Origin of the sequence: Acinetobacter sp. AM, from assembly GCF_003105055.1 — a bacterium.
In the GTDB taxonomy this organism is placed as follows: domain Bacteria; phylum Pseudomonadota; class Gammaproteobacteria; order Pseudomonadales; family Moraxellaceae; genus Acinetobacter; species Acinetobacter tibetensis.
The window spans coordinates 1-22,219 of the sequence record NZ_QETG01000009.1 but is presented as its reverse complement, the minus strand read 5'-3'; the positions used below and the strand labels follow the sequence as shown (position 1 = coordinate 22,219).

At 41.1% G+C, this 22,219-nt stretch carries 24 protein-coding genes; 11 read left to right on the top strand and 13 right to left on the bottom strand.

Going from position 1 to position 22,219, the window contains the following annotated elements:
* Positions 1-284: 284 nt before the first annotated feature.
* The gene (gene dsdC, locus DCO44_RS06495; RefSeq protein WP_116760221.1) at positions 285-1,196 is read right to left on the bottom strand and encodes a DNA-binding transcriptional regulator DsdC; all 912 of its coding nucleotides are present in this window, start codon (positions 1,194-1,196) and stop codon (positions 285-287) included.
* A gap of 246 nt (positions 1,197-1,442) precedes the next feature.
* Between dsdC and DCO44_RS06490 the strand changes: the two genes are divergently transcribed.
* The gene (locus DCO44_RS06490; RefSeq protein ID WP_116760218.1) at positions 1,443-2,780 is read left to right on the top strand and encodes a D-serine ammonia-lyase; all 1,338 of its coding nucleotides are present in this window, start codon (positions 1,443-1,445) and stop codon (positions 2,778-2,780) included.
* Positions 2,781-3,205: 425 nt separating this feature from the next.
* Positions 3,206-3,808, top strand: a complete 603-nt coding sequence (gene ribA, locus DCO44_RS06485) for a GTP cyclohydrolase II (RefSeq protein WP_116760215.1) — start codon at positions 3,206-3,208, stop codon at positions 3,806-3,808.
* Between the two features lie 124 nt (positions 3,809-3,932).
* On the opposite strand, the gene trpA is transcribed toward ribA, so the two are convergent.
* Positions 3,933-4,721 carry a tryptophan synthase subunit alpha gene (trpA, locus tag DCO44_RS06480; protein WP_116760213.1) on the bottom strand — a complete coding sequence of 263 codons (789 nt, stop codon included), beginning with the start codon at positions 4,719-4,721 and terminating at the stop codon, positions 3,933-3,935.
* Positions 4,718-5,929 (bottom strand): tryptophan synthase subunit beta, encoded by a 1,212-nt coding sequence (gene trpB / locus DCO44_RS06475; protein WP_116760211.1) that lies wholly within the window; start codon positions 5,927-5,929, stop codon positions 4,718-4,720. Before trpB ends, trpA begins: the two co-directional genes overlap by 4 nt.
* Positions 5,930-6,031: 102 nt before the next feature.
* Here trpB and DCO44_RS06470 point away from each other — a divergent pair, with 102 nt between their 5' ends.
* The 4 genes from DCO44_RS06470 to DCO44_RS06455 all read left to right on the top strand — a co-directional run bounded on the left by DCO44_RS06470 (position 6,032) and on the right by DCO44_RS06455 (position 8,782).
* Positions 6,032-6,925: a LysR family transcriptional regulator gene (locus DCO44_RS06470; RefSeq protein ID WP_116760209.1), complete on the top strand. Its 894-nt coding sequence runs from the start codon at positions 6,032-6,034 to the stop codon at positions 6,923-6,925.
* A 113-nt stretch (positions 6,926-7,038) separates the two neighbouring features.
* Entirely contained in the window at positions 7,039-7,611 is a 573-nt protein-coding gene (locus tag DCO44_RS06465; RefSeq protein ID WP_116760207.1) for a nuclear transport factor 2 family protein, read from the top strand.
* The gene (locus tag DCO44_RS06460; RefSeq protein WP_116760205.1) at positions 7,587-8,084 is read left to right on the top strand and encodes a chalcone isomerase family protein; all 498 of its coding nucleotides are present in this window, start codon (positions 7,587-7,589) and stop codon (positions 8,082-8,084) included. Before DCO44_RS06465 ends, DCO44_RS06460 begins: the two co-directional genes overlap by 25 nt.
* A gap of 11 nt (positions 8,085-8,095) precedes the next feature.
* Positions 8,096-8,782: a response regulator transcription factor gene (locus DCO44_RS06455; protein WP_116760203.1), complete on the top strand. Its 687-nt coding sequence runs from the start codon at positions 8,096-8,098 to the stop codon at positions 8,780-8,782.
* A gap of 17 nt (positions 8,783-8,799) precedes the next feature.
* On the opposite strand, the gene DCO44_RS06450 is transcribed toward DCO44_RS06455, so the two are convergent.
* The 8 genes from DCO44_RS06450 to DCO44_RS06415 all read right to left on the bottom strand — a co-directional run bounded on the left by DCO44_RS06450 (position 8,800) and on the right by DCO44_RS06415 (position 16,970).
* Positions 8,800-10,122, bottom strand: coding sequence for a sensor histidine kinase (locus tag DCO44_RS06450; RefSeq protein ID WP_116760201.1), 1,323 nt, complete (start codon positions 10,120-10,122; stop codon positions 8,800-8,802).
* A gap of 35 nt (positions 10,123-10,157) precedes the next feature.
* Positions 10,158-11,207 carry an SAM-dependent methyltransferase gene (locus DCO44_RS06445; protein ID WP_116760199.1) on the bottom strand — a complete coding sequence of 350 codons (1,050 nt, stop codon included), beginning with the start codon at positions 11,205-11,207 and terminating at the stop codon, positions 10,158-10,160.
* 8 nt (positions 11,208-11,215) lie between these two features.
* Positions 11,216-11,995: a DUF1295 domain-containing protein gene (locus DCO44_RS06440; protein ID WP_116760197.1), complete on the bottom strand. Its 780-nt coding sequence runs from the start codon at positions 11,993-11,995 to the stop codon at positions 11,216-11,218.
* A gap of 24 nt (positions 11,996-12,019) precedes the next feature.
* Positions 12,020-13,225, bottom strand: a complete 1,206-nt coding sequence (locus DCO44_RS06435; RefSeq protein ID WP_116760194.1) for an SAM-dependent methyltransferase — start codon at positions 13,223-13,225, stop codon at positions 12,020-12,022.
* Positions 13,222-14,010 (bottom strand): DUF1365 domain-containing protein, encoded by a 789-nt coding sequence (locus DCO44_RS06430; protein ID WP_116760192.1) that lies wholly within the window; start codon positions 14,008-14,010, stop codon positions 13,222-13,224. Before DCO44_RS06430 ends, DCO44_RS06435 begins: the two co-directional genes overlap by 4 nt.
* 9 nt (positions 14,011-14,019) lie before the next feature.
* Positions 14,020-15,303 carry an NAD(P)/FAD-dependent oxidoreductase gene (locus DCO44_RS06425; RefSeq protein ID WP_116760190.1) on the bottom strand — a complete coding sequence of 428 codons (1,284 nt, stop codon included), beginning with the start codon at positions 15,301-15,303 and terminating at the stop codon, positions 14,020-14,022.
* Positions 15,300-16,286, bottom strand: coding sequence for an acyl-CoA desaturase (locus DCO44_RS06420; RefSeq protein ID WP_116760188.1), 987 nt, complete (start codon positions 16,284-16,286; stop codon positions 15,300-15,302). The genes DCO44_RS06425 and DCO44_RS06420 overlap by 4 nt, the downstream gene beginning before the upstream one ends.
* Before the next feature lie 135 nt (positions 16,287-16,421).
* Positions 16,422-16,970, bottom strand: a complete 549-nt coding sequence (locus DCO44_RS06415; RefSeq protein WP_116760376.1) for a lipocalin family protein — start codon at positions 16,968-16,970, stop codon at positions 16,422-16,424.
* Positions 16,971-17,452: 482 nt separating this feature from the next.
* On the opposite strand from DCO44_RS06415, the gene DCO44_RS06410 reads away from it, so the two are divergent.
* From DCO44_RS06410 to DCO44_RS06400, 3 genes are all read left to right on the top strand, one after another.
* Positions 17,453-17,668, top strand: a complete 216-nt coding sequence (locus DCO44_RS06410) for a cold-shock protein (protein ID WP_116760186.1) — start codon at positions 17,453-17,455, stop codon at positions 17,666-17,668.
* A 96-nt stretch (positions 17,669-17,764) separates the two neighbouring features.
* Positions 17,765-17,992, top strand: a complete 228-nt coding sequence (locus DCO44_RS06405) for a hypothetical protein (protein WP_116760184.1) — start codon at positions 17,765-17,767, stop codon at positions 17,990-17,992.
* Between the two features lie 70 nt (positions 17,993-18,062).
* Positions 18,063-18,260 carry a hypothetical protein gene (locus DCO44_RS06400; RefSeq protein WP_116760182.1) on the top strand — a complete coding sequence of 66 codons (198 nt, stop codon included), beginning with the start codon at positions 18,063-18,065 and terminating at the stop codon, positions 18,258-18,260.
* Between the two features lie 255 nt (positions 18,261-18,515).
* On the opposite strand, the gene nudC is transcribed toward DCO44_RS06400, so the two are convergent.
* Positions 18,516-19,289 (bottom strand): NAD(+) diphosphatase, encoded by a 774-nt coding sequence (gene nudC, locus DCO44_RS06395; RefSeq protein ID WP_116760180.1) that lies wholly within the window; start codon positions 19,287-19,289, stop codon positions 18,516-18,518.
* 372 nt (positions 19,290-19,661) lie between these two features.
* Between nudC and DCO44_RS06390 the strand changes: the two genes are divergently transcribed.
* The gene (locus DCO44_RS06390) at positions 19,662-21,185 is read left to right on the top strand and encodes a cryptochrome/photolyase family protein (RefSeq protein ID WP_116760178.1); all 1,524 of its coding nucleotides are present in this window, start codon (positions 19,662-19,664) and stop codon (positions 21,183-21,185) included.
* A gap of 3 nt (positions 21,186-21,188) precedes the next feature.
* Positions 21,189-21,332: a DUF2256 domain-containing protein gene (locus tag DCO44_RS06385; protein ID WP_116760176.1), complete on the top strand. Its 144-nt coding sequence runs from the start codon at positions 21,189-21,191 to the stop codon at positions 21,330-21,332.
* A 5-nt stretch (positions 21,333-21,337) separates the two neighbouring features.
* On the opposite strand, the gene DCO44_RS06380 is transcribed toward DCO44_RS06385, so the two are convergent.
* Positions 21,338-21,592 carry a TIGR03643 family protein gene (locus DCO44_RS06380; RefSeq protein ID WP_116760374.1) on the bottom strand — a complete coding sequence of 85 codons (255 nt, stop codon included), beginning with the start codon at positions 21,590-21,592 and terminating at the stop codon, positions 21,338-21,340.
* Positions 21,593-22,219: the final 627 nt, after the last annotated feature.

Below are 22,219 nucleotides of genomic sequence, written 5' to 3'. Positions count from 1 at the left end.
ATTTTATGGCACTTTATGACATAAATTGACAATATGGAAAGAAAATTATGCAGCATTATTTACGCTATAGGTGCATGATTTCGTGAATGAAAATGTGCTAAACATTTAACTGAAAAAATATTGAATATAAATAAAAATCAAAAATATATATTTAACTTTTTTCTTAAACCTCTCCAATCCCTAAGATATTTTACAACCTACTGATGAACAGAATATTCAATCTAATTCAGGCTTTTTATGTTTATATCATTATTCCACTTCAACCACATTCAGTTATTCAAAAATTAGGTTTGAACTTTTAACCATCGAATAAAAGCATCAACTTTCGGTAATCGTGGATTTTTTCCAGAAATGGTGTAGTAATGCTGCTCACAAGCTAAAAACATTTCAGAAAATGGCATGATCAATGCCCTACTTTCAAGGTCTTGTTGCACTAATCTTTTTCGCCCCAGACAAATGCCCAAATGTTGTTTTGCGGCAAGTAATGCCAAATCCGAACGGTCAAACAGCATCCCCTTCGATAAACCCAATTCCACAGAAAAATGAGTCGCCCAGCTCTGCCATTCATCCATACCAGTCTCATTGTTCCATGCTTGGCTATCATGCAATAACGTACAATGCTGTAACTGTTGTAATTTCCCAATTAAATTCATCTTTTCAGCATATTGCGGGCTACATACAGGAACAATTTGTTCATCCATCAAGTAATCATAATGCAAATGTTGGGATGGTTGATGGCCAAAATACAGGGCTACATCAATGCCTGTGCGTTGAAAATTCACCATCTCATTGCCTGTTAAAATTGACAGTTCAATTAATGGATATTGCTGAATAAAATCCTGCAATTTAGGAATCAGCCAACATTGGGTAATAGAAGGCCGTGCATAAATGGTAAGAGAACCCACCAAAGCCTGATTTTGAATTGCTTTTATTTCAGTACTTAAATGATCAAAAGATAATTGTAAAGCCGCCAGTAATCTGTGCCCTGCATGACTCAAGACCACCTTACGATGTAAGCGTTCAAATAATTGAATATTGAGTTCTTTTTCAAGCAGATTGATTTGATGGCTGACAGCACTCGGTGTCAAACATAACTCAGCGGCTGCCATAGCAAATGATTCGTGTCTTGCAGCAACTTCAAAAGTATAAAGTTTGGATAACTGAAAGCCTGTTAGGTTGTTATAGGACATACTCATTTGTTTGATCTCTATTCATGGCTCTCATCTTGATATTGAAATTAAGCATACGCTTTGACTTAAAATCAATTCATCTAAACATGTTTTATTCAGCACTAAGGCGCATTACAGATGAATTATTTTCACGCATAAATCAAATATCATCATTTGACCCAGTATCGTAAATGCATTGAAATAAGCTCACAGTCGTTGTCTTGCCACTAAATATTTCTGTTTTTAGCCTGCAAAACCTATATGAGCCATCACATGAATCCTCAACAGATCCAGCAACTCACTCAACAATACCCCATCGTTAAAACATTGATCGAACTGAAAGAAACCATTTGGTTTAATCCTGATTTCACAACACTAGAAGAAGGATTGCCTTATGTTGGACTTAATCAGGCAGATATTCATGATGCACGTGACCGTTTAGCTCGCTTTGCGCCCTATCTAATGACGGCATTTCCAGAAACGGCGCTAAGTCATGGCATTATTGAATCTGAACTGGTATCAATTCCAAAGATGCAACAACAATTAGAAGCACAATACAGACAAAAAATTGAGGGAACGCTGTGGCTTAAAAAAGACAGCCATTTACCCATTTCTGGTTCTATTAAAGCTCGTGGAGGTATTTATGAAGTGCTCTATTTTGCTGAAAAGTTAGCACTGGATGCAGGCTTACTCACCCTTCAAGATGACTATGCCAAATTAAACGCCTCTGAATTTAAAAAGTTTTTCAGTCAGTACAGTATTGCGGTCGGGTCAACAGGAAATTTAGGGCTATCGATTGGCATCATCAGTGCACAATTGGGTTTTAATGTGACTGTGCATATGTCGGCAGATGCTCGGCAATGGAAAAAAGATAAATTGCGTGCACATGGCGTCACGGTAATTGAATACGCAGAAGATTATGGGGTTGCGGTCGAAGCAGGACGCAAAGCAGCACGGATAAATCCAAACTGCTATTTTATAGATGATGAGAACTCTAAAAACCTGTTTTTAGGTTATGCCGTTGCAGGGGAACGCTTAAAGCAGCAATTACAACAACGTGATATTCAAGTCGATCAAGAACACCCTTTATTTGTCTACTTACCTTGTGGTGTCGGTGGTGGTCCTGGTGGTGTAGCTTTTGGTTTAAAAATGGCATTTGGTGATCATGTTCATTGCTTTTTTGCCGAACCAACACATTCTCCCTGCATGTTATTGGGCATTGCCACGGGCTTGCATGATCAAATTTCGGTACAAGAAATTGGGATCGACAACATCACCGATGCAGATGGACTCGCTGTTGGTCGTGCTTCTGGTTTTGTCGGTCGCGCCATGCAACATTTATTGGACGGTCTTTATACCTTGGACGATCAAACCCTGTATCAATTGCTCGGGATGCTCAATCAAACCGAAGCACTGCAACTCGAACCTTCAGCTTTGGCAGGCATGTTGGGACCTGTACTCATTTGCAAACATTCTGAATATGCGGCAATGCATCATTTCACGGCGCAACAATTACAGAATGCCCATCATATTGTTTGGGGCACGGGTGGTGGCATGGTACCCCAAGAAGAGATGGCCAATTATTTAGCCAAAGCAACCATAGCGAATTAAGTTTTTTCTGAAAATTAACGCCAAAAGTCTAGAAACACGCCTCCTGCACATATGCCGAAGGCGTGTTTCCACATTCCGTTCAACCTAAATTAAGCACAATCAATCCCTGCGTGATTTAAATGTCTTTGACAAAATTCTGAATCAAATTCAGCACTTCAGTTTCTTTTTCTTAATGCGGAAATTGATATCAAAGCAATTTAATATAGCAAAATGGATAAATGCTTGAATTTAAGTAGACTCATCGGTGTACGCATGTTCACTGTTTAGGCTTATGTATATGAGAATTATGATTAGCGCAATACGAAAAGAATAGGTGCATTCCACAAAGCTGTTTCACATAAAATTCACTGTCTAATGAATATTATTAAATTGAAAGTTTAATTCAGCGTATTTTATCTATTATCAAGATATAGGTGGATAGTCCAGTGGCTATAGAATTTGTTTCCAAATCAAAGTTACCTACTGCATTTGGCGATTTTGAAATTATAGCATTTCAAGACCAAAGTACTGGTGAAGAACATATCGCTCTTGCTAAAGGGATGAATGCTGCTCCACATCAACCTGTACTGGTCAGAATACATTCAGAATGCTTAACAGGAGATGCTTTTGGATCACTCAAATGTGATTGTGGTCCACAATTACACTCAACCATGAAAATGATTCATGATGCAGGTCAAGGTGTCATTTTATACTTACGCCAAGAAGGCCGTGGCATAGGACTAACCAATAAAATTCGAGCCTACGCACTTCAAGACCAAGGACATGATACCCTTGATGCTAATTTATTATTAAACCTGCCAGCGGATGCTCGCAAGTATGATATGTGTACCATTATGCTCGATTATTTAAAAATAAAGAATGTAAAACTCATTACAAATAATCCGCTTAAAATTAAATCTTTAACTGATTTGGGAATTAATGTTGTTGAACGTATTCCTTTAAAAGTTGGCTTAAATAGCTTTAATAAGAATTATCTAGAAACAAAGCAAAAACGCATGTCACATCTGTATGATAAGAGTGATTTCTAAAAAGTGATCACTTTCAGAAAAAATCCACATAAAAAGTTCCATCTCCCTTACGGGAGAAGGCCAAGATAAAATATTGTTTTATATTCAATTATGGTTTTAAAGAAGATTTATGAAAGGTGCCTGACTATTCTTTATTTTGTCTCAGTATCTGTGAAAAAACTGTGACTTTTTCTAAAGTCGCATTCACCCCCTTATTAAAAAAAGTATCGACAAGCGCTGAACCGATAACAATAAGATCTACTTTATTGGCTAGTGCTTTAACGTGGCTTTCATTTTTGATCCCAAAGCCAATTGCAACAGGAATATTAAAAATAGGCTTAATTTCAGCAATCTTTTTCTCAAGATTAGGCAGATTGAAATCCCCCCCTGTTAAACCATTTTCTGCAACATGATATAAAAAACCTGTCGCACGCGCTGAAATTTGCTCTAACCTTTCAACTGGGGTAGTCGGCGCTGTCATTGCAATTAAATGCATATTTTTTTCATTTAACTGCACTTCAAAGTTTTCTCGATATCCATATGGAGCATCTAAAATCAATATTCCATCTATAAGATTTTCTGTTTCGGCGACAAGTTTTTCAAAACCATATTGCATAATCGGATTTAAATAAGTCATGAAAATTATTGGTGTCTTGTCATCATGCAGCCTGATTGCTTTTACCAACTCAATGGTCTGTTTTACCGTTTGACCTGCACCTAAAGCCCTAAGATGCGCTGCCTGAATGATCTCTCCATCTGCCACTGGATCTGAAAATGGAATGCCAACTTCAATAATGTCAGCTCCAGCTTGACCTAATTGGCTCAACAGATGACAACTTTCTGCGAAATTAGGATCTCCAGCAGTAAAATAACAGACCAGACCGCTTCGATTTTCCAGTTTCAATTGCTCTAATTTTTGATCTAGACGGTTCATGCTGTAGCTCCTGCAAGATATTTTTTGACCGTGTTTAAGTCTTTGTCGCCTCTGCCACTTAAATTAACAATAATGATCTGTTCTGGCTGCATTTCTTGAGCAAGTTGAATCGCATACGCAATGGCATGAGAACTCTCAAGCGCAGGAATAATGCCCTCCTGTTGGCTTAAAAGCTGAAATGCATTTACAGCTTCTTGATCGGTTATAGCCGTATATGTCACACGTCCTGTTTCAAACAGAATGCCATGCTCAGGGCCAATACCAGGATAATCTAATCCGGCTGATATAGAATGCCCTTCTAAAATCTGCCCATCTGAATCTTGTAATAAATAGGTTAAATTGCCATGCAGCACACCAACTTGACCTTTGCAAATAGAGGCGGCATGTTCACCAGTATGTGTTCCTTTTCCCCCTGCCTCAACGCCAAACATTTTGACATTCAGGTCCTCTAGAAAAGGATGCATCAACCCTAATGCGTTTGATCCCCCACCGACACAAGCAACTAAGGCATCAGGCAGTTTATTTTCTTTGAGGAGTATTTGGTTTCTGGCTTCTAGACCAATAATTTTCTGAAATTCTCTGACCATGGTGGGATATGGATGAGGGCCTGCACCTGTACCCAACAGGTAATAGGTTGTATCCACATGACGAATCCAGTCACGTAATGCTTCATTCATGGCATCTTTTAAAGTCCCACGACCTTTTTGAACACTTCTAACTTCAGCACCGAGTAATTTCATGCGTTCAACATTCATTTGTTGGCGCTGAATATCTGTTTCTCCCATAAAAATGGTACATTTCATCTTAAACAGTGCGCAAACCGTTGCTGTTGCAACACCATGTTGTCCAGCACCCGTTTCTGCAATGATTCTGGTTTTGCCCATAAATTTGGCTAATAAGATTTGCCCAACACAATTATTGATCTTATGCGCACCCGTATGGTTCAAATCTTCTCGCTTGAGATATATTCGAGCGCCGCCTGCATAAGCTGTTAGGTTTTTTGCATAAAAAAGAGGACTAGGACGACCAACAAAGTCCGTTAAAATCTGCTGATATTCAGCCCAAAATTCAGGTTTGTGCCGAACAGTATTAAAGGCTTGCTCTAATTCTTGAAGTGCTGGCATTAAGCTCTCTGGCATGTAACATCCGCCAAATTTACCAAAAAATCCCAAGGCATCAGGACCATTACCTGTATAAGGGCTTGTCATCTCATATCTCTTGCAGTATCAAAACTTGTTTGATCTTAAAATATTTTCATTTTTCTGATAATTGATATATTTTGAGTTTATGGTGTTAGAAAATTTTACAACATGAAACGTAGAACACTCCCTCCCCTTAATGCTTTAAAAGCATTCGAGGCCGTCGCCAGAAATAAAAGTTTCAGCTTAGCTGCGGAAGAATTGTGTGTCACCCATAGTGCGATTAGCCATCAAATAAAGCAGTTAGAAGAATGGTTAGATAAAAAATTGTTTATTCGGCATTCCTCTACCATCTCGCTGACAACGGACGCAGAAGAATTATCTCTAATTTGTACGCATCTTTTTAATCGTTTAGAACAATGCGTCTTTGAGTTAACAAATAAAACGTCAGAGGTAGAAGTTGTAATAGGCGCTTCTCATAGTTTTATGGCAAATTGGCTGATTCCGCGATTAGAAAAGCTCGAAATCATTTATCCCAATATCCATATCAAATTAATGACATGTAATGACTTAAAATTGTTAGAAAAAGAGAAAGTTGACATATTTATCAATAGCATCAGTGAGAATCATATACTTCCCAACTTTTTGAATAAATATCTTTTATTTCCCGATAACATGGGGCCTATTTGTAATCGGGAAATAAATCCGCTTCATACAGAAAATGATCTTTTAAATTATCCATTACTTCATACCCACTCAAATAAAAGTGCATGGCATACATGGTTTGATCAGTCCAAAATTAACTTTTCCCCAAAAGCGAATGATCGTTATTTTGATCGTCTCAATTTAATGATAGAGGCGGCTGTTTCAGGCTTAGGAATTGCGATAGCGCCTCAAATTTTAGTAGAAAAAGAAATATTAAATGGAAGGGTCATTGCCCCTTTTGGTTTTATCTATTGTGACTATAATTTTTATGCAATGGTCAGAAAAAATAATGAGAATCCTGATGTCATGAATATCATTCATTGGCTAATAACTGAAGAAAAAAGAGAAAGTGAAATTTAATCCTTGATCACCAAAATTCTATTCAATGTACTGTCTTTAGCATCTATCTTCACATTCTGTTCACTTTAGCCTCTCTAAAGTGGGAGGATAAACTGTGAAGATGGACAGTGAACATGAATCAAGTCAAAACGTTAATGGCAATTGCCTTATCCTTACCAGTGCTTTTCCTGTCAGGATGTAAAAGTGTTCCTCGTTATTCCTCTGATTATGCAAATGCCAGAGCGAGTATTCAGGGAATACCCTTAGATAATGCAAAAGCACTAGAAATCGGCACCCGCTTCACTTCGGCATTTAATACCTTGGGCACACCTAAATTCGTTGAAAATGCTGGAGCACTGTATGCAGATCAGCTTTTTATTAACGACACTCTGTCGCAATTTTCATCGCGTAAAAAACTGCTTGAACATTTTCAAGGTATGAACCAGCGGGTGAGTAATGTCACTGTCAGTTTATTAAATACTTCATATCATCAAGACTCTGCCTATGTGCATTGGCATATGATTTATGATTTTAAAATGTTCGGCAAGACACGAACAATGGATTCATTTGGAATCAGTGAAATAAAGGTCAACCCAAACCATCAGATTATTTTCCAACAAGATTTCTGGGATCCAGCCAACGGTCTGTATCGTTCTTTGCCTTATGTAGGAGGAACCTATTCATGGGTACTGCCTTTCAAAAAGTAGCCATAACCACTGTACTGATGTTCGGGAGTTTCGGTTCGTGGGCGCATGCACAGAGCTTAAATAAATGTGGTAATGGCCCACTCATGGTGGGACAAAAACAGGTCGGTGTGGCCAGTTACTTTGCGCAAAACTGTAATCAGCCTTGGCAAGGTCAAAACATACAGATGGATTTTACCTATACGCAGAATATTCCAGAATGGGCATTCAAACGTGCGGCCACACATCTACTTAAACGTAATATCAAAGATCAAAAAATTCATGCTGTTTTCACTCCACTCACCGATTTGTATCGTCCAGTGAAGTCAGGAGATCTATACCAACTGAAGTATATCCATGCCACACACACATTAAGCCTATACTTAAACCAGAAAATGCAGGGACAACTCCAAAACCCGCAGGCCCAGCAATATTTTAATATATGGCTAGGTCCTCAGCCATTTAGTGCTAAATTAAAACAGCAATTAATAAAGTAGTCTCTACAGTTATGTCTAAACATTTTATTTTGATGGTTGAAGATCATTATGAACTGGCATCTACCTTATGCGAGTTTCTAGAAGAGCATGGTTTTGTGATCGATCATGCTCGAAACCTAAATGCTGCGCGCCAATTGCTCAAGCAGCAACGCTATCATATTTTACTTTTAGACATTAACTTGCCTGATGGTTCGGGTTATGAACTATGTGAATGGCTACGAAATAAAGAAGGTATGGACCTCCCTGTGCTGATGCTCACCGCACGCGATACGCTGAATGACAAACTCAAAGGTTTCAATTCAGGCACGGATGATTATCTAGTCAAGCCATTTGACTTTAATGAACTGGTGGTTCGAGTCAAAGCTTTAATCAAGCGTTCACTGGGTGAAGTCTCCTCTGGCCGTCTGCAAATTCATGATCTGATTCTGGATCCTGCAACACAGCAACTAACTCGTGCAGGACAAACCATTGAACTGCCCCCCATTCAATTCAAACTGCTCAAGCTACTGATGCGTCATTCGCCTAAAGTTCTGACTAAACAGGAAATTATGATAGAGCTGTGGGGGGATGAAGAGCCTGAAAGCGATGCCCTGCGTAGTCATATTTATAATTTGCGTAAAATGGTCGATAAGCCTTTTGAGCAAAAGCTCATTCATACCATATCTGGTGTAGGGTTAAAGATCACTTTAGAAGCTTAAGCTTTCGAAACCCAGCCTTAATTTAAATACACGACGACAATCAGTCCAGTCGTCATCGCCAGATCAACATCCTGATGGGTATTGAGATAATACTGCCGATCAAACAACTCCACCCGCCAGCCAAGCTGCTTGCACAACTTCTGTACCAATTGCAGTCCAATGCCATGACCTTTGATCTCTAATTGCAATTGCTGCCCCGACAGTTCTTGCACCTTGGAGTTATTCGGTAAAGGAATGCCGACACCATTATCTGCAATCAATACTGTATTTTTTTGCAGAATGACATCAATTTCTGTGCCTTGTGAATAATTCAGTGCATTCCGCAAAATATTGCCAAACACCATTTTGGTCATCGATGGGTAAAGTTTACGTGGCTGTTCATCGAGGTCTTTTTGCAAATCAATCTGCATGCCTTTGTTATGGCTAACGTTGTCCAGATCCTGAAGCAGATTTTCCAGACATTCTGAAAGCATCGTCGGTTCAGCGGTTAAAGTATCGGTGGCGTTGCGTGCGATTGCTAACAAGGTATCAACCAGCAGTTGCATATCTTCAATGGTGTTATGCAACCGAGTAAACGACTTGTTATCGCCATAACGTGCCTGACATAGCTGTACATTGCCTTTTAAAATGGTCAGCGGGGTACGCAGCTCATGGCTGACATCACTGGTAAACTCACGTTCACGTTGAATAAAATCGCTTAATACCTGATGATATTTTTCTAGCGCCTGCTTCAGATATTCCGCTTCCAGATTTGAGTCAGTCCGAATGTCATGAAACGGTGAAGCCTGATTTTTTTGATGTTCCCAATCAATATGCTCCAGTGCATTGGCTAGACGGGTAATTGGAGAAAAATAGCGCCGAGCACGGCGATTCCACCACCACAGCACACTATAAAGCACAAACAAGCTGACCATCAGTGGTGCCAGACCAAACAGCCAGACCAGTTTATTGACATTACTTTCGCCAAAGACCAACAGGACATGCTGCCCATCTTTTTCACCATACACGGTCATGCGTTCCTTACCATCGACAAAATGCCGATTCACCCCTTGCTCAAGCGAAATATTCTTAAATTGGGAGGGTGGCACAGTGTTCCAGCGGTAACCATACAGGTTTTTGGTATCGGGCAATTCTGCGGCAGGATTACGTTCCAGTCGCTGCCAGTAGTGTGACATTTCTTGTTCTAGCGCCGTTCTGAGCAAAGAACCTTTAATCACCCAGGCACTGAAGCCAATCCCAATCACCACAGACAGGGCAATGAATCCGATTTGCAGCCAGTAGTAGCGGTTAAACACCTCACCCAGAGGATGATCACGTTTGTCCCTAAACAGCTTTAACATTGATGCATTCCCCGCTGGTCCATCCCACTGTTCAATTATACGGCTTTCTTCTTCAACAGAAAGTGGCCAATGACCCACTCGCGTCCATGATCATAACCAAACAGCTCGGCACAGGCCATAAAGAAAATCCGCCAGCGTTGCCACCAGATTGCGGCATCCGCGCCATAGGTTTGTTCAAACAAGGGCTTTAGCTCGGCCTGTTTACCATCCATATTTTCTAGCCAAGCATTTGCGGTACGTTCATACTGCGTACCCGCCCATTGCCAGTGCTGTTCTAGCTGCAAATGCTGCTGAAAATGTAGGAAAGTTGAGGCTGCCGGCATCAAACCACCACTGAAGAAATATTGCGACATCCAGTCAAACTCATTTTTGACTTCAAACGGATAATGCAAGAAACGATGGCAGAAAATATGACACCACAATAAGCCATCTGGTTTGAGCCAAATACTGATATTTTCAAACAGTTTTTGATAGTTGCGTACATGCTCAAACATCTCCACCGAAACCACACGGTCGAAAGATTCAGGTTCAAGTTGCAACACATTGACATCACAAGTGATCACATTAAGGTTATCTAGTTTTTTTAAACGGGCTTGTTCCTGAATATATTGACGCTGCGTTGAAGAATTTGACACGACCGTAATACGGGCCGTTGGATAATGCTCGGCCATATACAGACTTAAAGAACCCCAGCCACAGCCAATTTCCAAAATATCCTGCCCGTCTTTCAGTTGTGCTCGCTGGCAATAGCAGGCAAGAGCAGCTTCTTCAGCTTGATCTAGCGTCGTATCGGCATGTTCAAAGAGACTCGCGCTATATTTCAGCCGCTTACCGAGTACTGCCTGAAAAAATTCGGTCGGCAGTTCATAGTGCTGCTCATTGGCTTTGTCTGTCTCAATGGCAATTTCGCTGTTTTTCAGCATGGTCAGCACATCCATATAGCGCTGCGCTGCCAATGCGGGGTCAAACCGACCTTCTTGTGCCAAACGTTTTTTGCTCAAGATTTTAATACCAGCACGAATCACGGGGTCTGGCACCTTGCCATTTTCGATCAGTTCTAAGGATTTTTGAATCATAAAGTCCATGTATTTACCTACTCTTTGGGTGGCCACGGAATAAACATTGAAGTTCGTCGTTGATAGTCTTTATAGTTGTCACCACGGTGGGCGAGCGCCTGTTTTTCACTAAATGGAATACCCGTAAGGTAGTACAGGAATAGCCACATCAGCAGCGGATAAATCCATAATTCATAGCATCCTGCTGCCAGACCGAGCACTGGATAGGCAAACCAATGCAACCATTCAAAAAAATAATTCGGATGGCGCGAGTATTTCCACAAACCCTGATCCATGGTTTTACCTTGATTCTGTGGATCTAGCTTAAAATGGTAAAGTTGCTGATCGGCAGTGCTTTCACCTATCAAAGCCGATAGCATGATCATACCTGCCACAATCACAGTGACCAAAGTCCAGTCATTCCACTGCTGGGTCTGAAGACTCAACAGCTTCAGCATTGGGTAAGAAAACAGTAGCGCCAAACCTGCCTGAAATATAAAAAACACCAGAAAACCAAGATGCTGATAATCCCCCATCGCTCGGCGCATGTTGGCATAACGCGTGTCTTCTTGGGTTTCATTGGCATAGCGCCGTAACAGATGCCAAGTCAGCCGTGAGAACCAGATTCCACTCGCCAGTCCCAGAAATAACCGAACCAACAGCGGCGCACTGTCAATCGCCCAAGCGGCAATAATCACATTGAGGGCAATACTGAAACTCCAAGCGACATCGACCAACCCTGCTCTGCGGTTATAGGTCACCAACACCCAGCTACAGAGCATGATGAAGACATTGAGCAAAAATAAATCTAGCAGCATCTCGCCCTCCGGTTTTATTTCTGCTTAGTAAGCACTGGCTTCAAACAGCAAATGAACATCACTGATCACTCCTTCGCGGAAGCCGCCTTCGCAATAACACAGATAAAAATCCCACATGCGGATAAACCGCTCATCAAAATCAAGTTGCAGCACTTGATCACGCTGCTCCAGAAAACGCTGGCGCCAACACTTCAGGGTTTGTGCGTAGCTTTGACCAATATCTTCCAGATGTTTGAGACGAAGTTTTTGCTCCGAAGCCGTTTGCGTCATCACACTGATACATGGAATAAAACTACCAGGGAAAATATAACGCTTAATGTAATCCACCGTATTTAAAGCTTTAACATAGCGTGCATCTTCAATCGTAATCGCCTGTATCAAGGCGAGACCATTCGGCTTGAGGAGCTCGCGGCATTTTCGGAAATAAGTCGGTAAATATTGCTCACCGACTGCTTCAATCATTTCAATGGACACCAATTTGTCGTATTTACCCTCGAGTAAACGGTAGTCCTGAAGCTGTACAGACACTCGATGAGACAGCCCTGCTTCAGCAACTCGGGCGATTGCTTCATCGTACTGAGCTTTGGAAATGGTAATGGTGGTCACCTTACAGCCATAATGCTGAGCCGCATAAATGGCAAAGCCTCCCCAGCCGCTGCCAATTTCGACCAAATGGTCCATCGGTTGCAATTGAAGTTTCTGGCAGATCAGTTCTTTTTTATAATCTGAAGCTTGTTCCAAGCTCATACAGGGTTCTTTAAACACCGCACTGGAATACATCATGCTGGAATCTAAGAACAATTTAAAAAAATCATTGCTCAAGTCATAATGCTCAGCAATATTCTGACGACTACCATCAATCGAATTCTTGCGAGATTTATACCAAGCCTTGAGTACCAACTGGCTGGCTTTTGCCACTACATTTTGATTCATCCGATCAAGCACATCACGATTACGCGCTAGAATACGAATTACATTGACCAGATCTTCACTGCTCCAGTAACCACGAATAAAGCCTTCTGCTGCCCCCAGTACACCATTACGGAACAGCAAATCGATAAGGCGTTGGTCGTGAACTTGAATTACTGCATGCAAGTCGCTGTAGTTTTCCCCGACCAGACCGTTCCAGATACCTTTAAATATCAACTGACCATGACGCAATTTCAGCATATGGCGTAGGACTATCGGCAGTTCGGTATGCTCTCCCATTAACAGTGTTTTCATAGTCATGTCTTTCCTTTTTCTTTTTTAGGATGCCGATAAAACGGAATTTTCTTTTTCCATAAGCGCAAAGCATGTAGATAAATCCCGCTCACCATCCTAAAGGGCTCAAGAACTTTTAATACAGCATATCGATGTTGCTGTGAAGGAAGTGTGATGGCTTGCAGCTTAAATTTCATAGTGGCATCAAATTGCAATATTTCTTGTTCAAACAACTGCATATGAATCACATTTTGCTGTTCTGAAAAGCTAAAACGCCAACGGTAATCCAGTGACATCGGCATAAATGGCGACACATGAAAGGCCTTTTTAAAGTCAAACTGGTGGCTCTGGTAAGGCGCATGTTCAGTGGCATTGTGCCGACAATCGTGAATGTACACCTGACGTTCATTCCACGGCGTATTGGTGATTTCACTCAGCACAAAAATCAGTTGATCGGTCGCATCAAAGATCAGATAAAACACCACAGAATTAAAACGAAAACCCAGTGTGCGCGGCAAAGCCAGTACACGGATAGATGCGGCATGCGATAACAGATAGTTTTCATGCTTGATCAGCAAACGTGCAACCTTCTGCCGAATCGAGCCACATTCCATGTTCAGAAAATCACGCTCATCCAAGGTCAGGAAATTCCAGCGGCTAGAGGACCAAAACCAAGATTTTTGGGTAAAAGTTGCCAGTTGATCTGGATCAAACCATAAATAGCTAAGCTCTGCCTCAAAAGCATGCGATTTGGGCAAATAGCGGCGATGGCGAATTTCGGCAGAGGCGATAGCCAGTGGATACATTTGCATTCTGTACTCCTAAGCCGCCTGCTCAGTCTGTTGCAGCAACTGATTTACGACCCATGAAGCACTACGCGCGCCATCTTCATGAAAACCCCAGCCCCAGTAGGCACCACAATATGATGTCCGGTTCTGACCATTGACTTCGGCCCAACGTTGTTGTGCTTCAATCGCAGCAGCATCAAATACTGGATGACGGTAATACCGTTCCACCCATATTTTTTCTGGATTGAGGTTAAAGTTAGGATTGAGTGTGGCAAAGATTTGGGTTTTACAGTTCAGATTTTGCAACTGGTTCATCCAGTAACTGAAACCGTAATGCATGCCACTATGCTGGAATGGCGTTAATTCGGCTGCACGACTGGGGGTCACATGTACATGCCAACTGGCCCACTGGCGTCTGGATTTGGGCATGATATGGGTATCGGAATGCACCACCATACGGTTATCTTGATAACGAAACTTGCCCAGTACGTCCAACTCTTGCGCTGACGGGTCTTTGAGTAAATTCAAGCTGTCATCAGCATGGCTGGCAAAGATTACCCAGTCAAAACGTTCACTGCCCTGTACAGTTTCAATCACTACATCATTAGCACTCCGGGAGACATGGAGAACACCCGTCTTACGGAAAGTCATATTCGATTGGGCCTGAATGGCACGAACATAACGCGCTGATCCACCCTTGACCGTAAGCCACGAAGGCCGGTCTTTGAGCTGTAACATGCGATGGTGCTGAAAAAAGCTTACTACAAATTTATACGGAATCTGTCCGGCTTGCTCTACTGGACAAGACCACAGTGCCCCGCACATCGGATAGAGATGTTCCTGACGAAAGGCTTCGGAATAGTCATGCTGATTCAGATACTCATCAATACTGAGCTGTGCATCAATCTGTTCAACCTCAATCTCTTTATTCGCAGCATAGAAACGGAACAGATCCGACAACATCACACGAAAATCGGCATTAAAGAAGTTTTGCGGTCTAAACAAGAGCGAGAATTTTTTTGAAGGATTGTACTGTAAACCTGTGACCTGATTGTTCACCGAAAAGCCCATGTCACTGCTTTGCGATTGAATCCCGAGTTCTTTGAGCATTGCACAGAACAGTGGATAGTTATGCTCATTAAATACAATAAAGCCACTGTCCACCGCGACCTGTTCGCCATCTATATTCAACTGATGGGTATCGGTATGACCGCCAAAGTAGTTATTCTTTTCAAATACGGTAACGTCATGCACTTTACTTAATTTCCAAGCCGCATACAAACCGGAAATACCTGAACCAATAATCGCAATTTTCATGGTGATTCCTTCGAATGAATAGTAGGAGCGCCTGTTTTGGCTGCTTTTCTCTGTTTTCGAGCTTGTGCAATTTTACTGACGTCATAGACCCGCGCTGGAATTGGCTTTAAGTCCCAGACTATCCCGAGCCAAGACATAATTTTTAGGAGGTAATAGGTCACATCAATCTGCCACCAGTAAAAGCCCTGTCGGGTACTGCCTGCATAATAATGGTGATTATTGTGCCAGCCTTCGCCCAAGGTAATGATAGACAAGAATAAATTGTTACGGCTTTGATCATCCGTGTCAAAATCACGGCTGCCGTAGTGATGTGCCAGTGAATTGATACATAAGGTCGCATGGATCAGTAGCACGGTAGAGACCACAAATCCCCAGACCAGTAATTGCAAGCCAGAAGTGCCGAGTTGTGGCCAAGTGATGGCCAGCCACTCTCCTAGCACATAAATTCCACCCGCGGTCAGCAGCACCACCATTAGACTAAACCGGTCGAGCCAGATTAATTCCGGATATTTCAACCAGTCCTTGATGACTTCTTTACGTGTGGCAAAGTTATATTCATTCAGAAACCAGCCCACATGGCTATACCAAAAACCGTAGGTAGATGAATGTGGGTCTTGTGAAGAATCTGTATAGCGGTGGTGATAACGATGATGGGCTGCCCACCACAAGGGGCCACGCTGTGCACTCATGGTGCCCAGTAATACAAACAGGAACTGCACTGGGCGCGAGGTTTGAAAAGTTTTATGCGACAGATAACGATGAAAAAAAGCCGTAATAGAGAACATGCGAATCAGGTAGAACATCAGCATAAAGCCAAGTGCAAACCATGACACACCTACCCAAAACACGGCCAGACAAGCCAGATGCAATAGAATAAACGGCAAAATTCTCAACCACTGAATCTTGCTATTTTCAGCATTCAATATTTCAGGCTGTGCAGTTGTAGACCAGCTATCTATCCATCGTATCAGACTTTTCAACATGGACTTATCCTAATTTTAAGCGACTGTCTTTATTCTATTTGATGAGTCTAATCAGTTAGATATGAATTTTATGTGAAGTAAAGAAAAAAAGCCGAACTGTAGAGAGATTTATCAGTTCGGCAAAGGGGTAGCAGATTAATGCGGCAATTTAATTAGTTTTGTAACGTCATAACCATAGTGTTTCGCTGTATCTAAATAGGACTGATAAGTCGCTTCATCCAATTGTGGTTCACGCGATAAAATCCACAGATATTTGTTACTCGGTCCTCCAACCAATGCCACTTTATATTCTGGGTCTACTCGTAATACCCAGTAATCACCTTTGGTCAACGGAATCCATCTTAAACCTGTAGGCAAAAAGCTGACCTTCAGTTTGCTGTTGCCCTGATTTTGCGAATAGACAACACCTTCAGAGCTAATCATCTCACCATTGGCAATTCGGCAGCTATTCAATACCCCGATCGTTTGATCGGCATTGACGCTATATTGTGCCGTGATATTCGATACGCATTTACGCTGAAAATACATCGGTAAATGTGCAATTTCATACCATTTACCGGCATACTTCTGAATATCCACCTGATTTACCGCCTGAGGCGTAACAGTTTCTGCTCGAGTGGTTACACTTAAGCTGATGGTGACCAGCGCTATAGCGGCAAAAAGTGACTTGAATAGCGTTTTCATTTTTAAGCCTTGTTTTAATGCACGCTTAAGATAACCCAAGTAGATGTGAACAAAGTGTGAAGATTAAATACAGAATAAGTACTAGCGCAATTTTAATTCTATAGCCAGAGAAGATGGGTAAAATCATTTTTTCTTAGATCCGATTTTAAAGCAGTAAATTGTTTTTTTCTGTTTAAATGTATCAGTGCTATGGATGAACTTGTTAAAAAAAAGTCAACCAGATCAACAGACTCCTTCCCGATTCTGATGCCTTTTATAAGATAATTAAATATACATATAAAAAAACTTGATTAATTTTATTTTTAATGTATAGTGAACTTAACTAGAAAAAAAGTCTTGTTTCATTGAATCTCTGTTAAGTATCGTCGTTTTATTCATAATCCTTCGTTTTTTTAGATTTTAAGTCTCATTCTTTATTATTTTCCAAGTTATAAGCAGTCAATAAAATGACTAAAATTATTAAAAAATCAGTAGGATTTATTATGTCAAACTCAAATATTGTTAAAGGTACGGTTAAGTGGTTCAATGAAACTAAAGGTTTTGGTTTTATTCAACAAGAATCAGGCCCAGACGTTTTTGCCCACTTCAGTGAAATTGCAAGTTCAGGTTTTAAAACCTTATTTGAAGGTCAACAAGTTCAATTCAGCATCGCTCAAGGTCAAAAAGGCCCAAACGCAGTTAATATTACTGCGATCTAAGTAATTATATGAATTAAAAAAGTACGACGCTGTACTTTTTTAATTCAAAAGTTGTTGATCATATTCTTCGAAAAAATCATAAAAACAGGATACACATTGTTAAAAATTAATGAATTAGTGGCAAAATCTACAAATGGTACTGAAATTATTGTCTCGTTAATCCCCTTAAATAAAATGCAAAATACACGTGAAGGGTTTAAAGCGATTGAAGTTGGTAAAAAAGTGCTTCTAGAATCTGGCGTTGAAGTAGATTTAAATTTAGATGGCCGTACATTTTATATTTCCATGAATCAATTATTTAAGTTAAATCATAAAGTGATTTAAATAAAAAACTTCTGAATGATTAAGCCATGTAATCGTTTCTCTTTCGCGCTATTATTCAAGGTATATATAAATGCTTAAACAAAATCTAAATATAAAAGATCAATTCGGTATCAAATATTCTATTCAAGCCACAGTTGATCACCATTTTGGTGCTAGCCAGTCTTGCTCCCATGTCAAATATATAACCGTGGATGGTGAAGATATTCGACCTAGCTTTGATATGTTTTTCCAAAGTACTTCAAGTGGAAAAATTTTCAAGATTATCTAAATTATTCCCAGGCTATTCAGGACGGCATCTGTTTATAGTGGTCTTTAAAATACACCACAGTCAAATGATCGAGCCGATGACACCGCACTAAAAAACCATGCAGCACCATCATTGCCAAGCTCTTTATTTCAGCATATAGGGTGAAGACGGGCAGAGTCCGTGGCAAGTGCTGAGAGAGTTACTTTTCTAGATGACCTAGATTTCCGCTCTTATTTCAGCAAGAAATCATCATTCAAACATTTCTCTTTTAAAATTTCAAAGCCACGCTTGGGTATCATCTGCCACAGGTGTTCCATGCATCACATGGTTAATCATGGCATAGGCGATACTGCCCTTGAACGGAATTTCGGGCAATTGATCAAACTTAAAAAACTGCGCATCACTGAGTTCATTTTCCTGAATCCGAATATCCCCTGCGTGATATTCCGCCTTGAAGGCCATCATCAGATTGCTGGGAAATGGCCACGGCTGACTGGCCAGATATTGAATATTTTTAATCTGAAGCCCGACCTCTTCTAGCGTCTCACGGCGTACAGCTTCTTCCAAGGTTTCCCCTACTTCGACAAATCCAGCAATCAAACTGTACATTTGGGTTTTGTTACGGGCATTTTTCGCCAGCAGAACTTCATCTGTACCTCGGGTAATAATGGTAATCACACAAGGATTCACGCGCGGATATTGGTTATAACCACACGATGGACAGACCATAGCATACTGACTGGTATGCTGCTGGGTGGCATGACCACATTTACTACAAAAGCGGTGATTACGGCGCCATTCTAGTAACTGTACCGCACGGCTGGCTTGTTCAAACTGCTGCCTGCTCCAAACTTGTACCAGTTGTCTGATCGGAACCAACTGATAACCTTCTGGCACAGGTTCATCCTCTTTCAAATCCCGTGCAATGATCTTGCCATTTTCCGATAGGTTCAGATCATGTTGAAGTCTTGCTACCTGCGGCAACTGGAAATGATTATCCACAAGTAATTGCTGCTGTTTAAAAATATACGCTGTTGAATGCATGCTCATGACAATCCTCTAATTAAAAAAAATCCCATACAAAGGTGCGTATGGGACAAAACCAAGGAAGCATACATGGAGTAACTTCAATTCAAATACTAGGCGTAAGCTGCCTGAATCGCAACAATAATAATTTGTATCTATTTGATTAAAATCACATAATTTTCACACCCACTATGCATTAGACAATGATTGAATTCGAATATTGTAAAGTGGCTTAAAATTTTTATAGATAAATACAGCTTTGCTCAAGTGATGATGATTTCTGTGCAATAGCTGATCCGCATCTGACACGGTCGCTGTTGGGTGATCTGTATTTTCACAAAAAATTGAGTTGTCTACATTTACACTGTTGTATGTTTTATAGACTTTGAGATTGGTATGCGTTTCGGTTTAATTCTGGGAGACCAGCTTCATCATCAGCTCGCTACGCTCAAAGTACTGGATCGCACCCAAGATGTAATCCTGATGGCAGAAGTGGTTGAGGAAGCCACTTATGTCACCCATCATCCTCAAAAAATTGCGCTGATTTTTAGTGCCATGCGTCATTTTGCCAAGGCACTTAAAGCCGATGGTTGGCGTGTACGTTATCATGCTTTTGAATCTGGTAGTCCTATTCGCAGCCTGCTAGATTTTGTGCAGTCACAACAACAACTGTTCCCCGTAACAGAACTGGTAGTTACCCACAGCGGAGAATACCGCCTACAACAGCAGATTGAACAGCACTGGAGCCAACGGCTACAACTGCCCGCACAGTGCCTGAATGATGACCGCTTTTTTTGTAGTCCGGAGCAGTTCCGCCACTTTGCCAGTCGCTACCAAACACTGCGTATGGAATATTTTTACCGAGAAATGCGCAAGCAGACTGGTTATTTGATGCAGGGACAGCAGCCCATTGGACAACAGTGGAACTATGACAGCGCCAATCGCAAAGCTTGGTCGGGCAGTCCGCCCTTGCCCCCGCAACTTAATTTTGAACGGGATCAGATTGATGTAGATGTGCTTGCACTGGTTGAACGTGAGTTTTGCCAGCATTCAGGAAGTCTTGCCAATTTTCGTTGGGCCACCACGCGTAGTAATGCCAAGCGTGTTCTGGAACATTTTATTGCCCATAATTTGCCTTATTTTGGTGATTATCAGGATGCCATGGCGCAAGGGACGGATACGCTATTTCACAGCCTGCTCTCACCTTATTTGAACTGTGGTCTACTGTTGCCCAAAGAAGTCTGTGATGCAGCAGAAGCTGCCTACCATACAGGTCATGCGCCACTAAATGCGGTTGAAGGTTTTATCCGGCAGATTCTGGGTTGGCGCGAATATGTACGAGGCATTTACTGGCTGTACATGCCGGAATATGCCAATCGCAATGCACTACAGCACTCATCACCGCTGCCGCAATTTTACTGGACTGGTCATACCCAGATGAACTGTATGGCGGAATGTTTTCGCAATACTTTCCAAAATGCCTATGCACATCATATCCAGCGTTTGATGATTACTGGCAACTTTGCCCTGTTAAGTGGTGTAGACCCGCAGCAGATCAGTGAATGGTATCTGGCGGTCTATGCCGATGCCTATGAATGGGTGGAACTGCCAAACACGCTGGGCATGGTGATGCACGCCGATGGCGGCTTAATGGCCAGCAAACCCTACGCCGCTTCGGGCAATTACATTCATAAAATGTCAGATTACTGCAAGCACTGTACCTACAATGTCAAAACTCGTACTGAGCCAGATAGCTGTCCATTTAACAGTCTATACTGGTATTTTATGATCCGACATGAAGCGATATTTCGTACTCATCCACGTATGGGCATGATCTATCGGCAACTCGATAAACTTAAAGATCGGCAGCAGATTATCACTCATGCGCAGCAACTCCTCAGTCGGATTGATGAGTTATAAACCATGAAAAAGCAGCATCTTCCTGAAAAAATCTGTATTCACTGCTTACGCCCTTTTAACTGGCGTAAGAAATGGCAACGTTGCTGGGAAGAAGTCAGATACTGTTCTGAACGATGCCGACGTGAGTCCAAAAAGCGCCCAAAGTAAAGTACTTAGAAACGCTTGTACTGCCTTGAACAATAAGCCCGAATTACATCAGGTGAACGCAACTGCACATGCTTTGTTTTTCGACCCGTTACCCTTTTACGCCACATTTTAAAACTCGAAGGTTTCATATTTTCACGCATTAAGCGAATCACTGCAGTCTCATTCAAACCAAATTCACGATGAATAGCTTCAAATGGGGTTCGATCTTCCCAAGCCATTTCGATAATTCTTGATAAATCCTGTTCAGCAAATTTATTCACGCCATCCTCATTTTTAATCAAATAATAGTAAAAAGCTGATTTTTTTAACACTTACAGCATCAACAAACTCAATCAACTCACGTGTACAACTTGGATCTATTTTGATTCGGTTACGAGTATAGAAATAAAGACATGAATTTTTTGTGATTTTTTTCATCTTTAAGCTCGTTTTTACTACTAGAATTTTTTCACATCACGTTACTTAAAAGAGATAAAAGGCAGGATAATTTTATGAAAACTTGATAATGCAACTGACACCGTGATTACGGGACTATCTGAGGATAAAGGCATTCACAGTTCTACTCACGACTACAGTCAAAATCGTCTCGAAGATTAAGTATATCCACGCCTATATGGCTTTTATGACGTTAAGATATTCATTATTACTCCTATCAAAGATAAGGACTAAAACTATAGTTTGGATTGGTCAAATGAAAGAATCACCTAAACGCTTCTCTTGTTTGGGCTTGCTTACCCTCACCTAAGTTTTCAAACTGGTAGAGATGCATATAAAAAGGCTAGGGCGTATCCTCATTTGAAAAATAGATTTTAAAGACTTAATATAATCTTTCAAATTCCTTATATTTCTATATATTTCAATGGCACGTACCCTTTTAACAGATGATA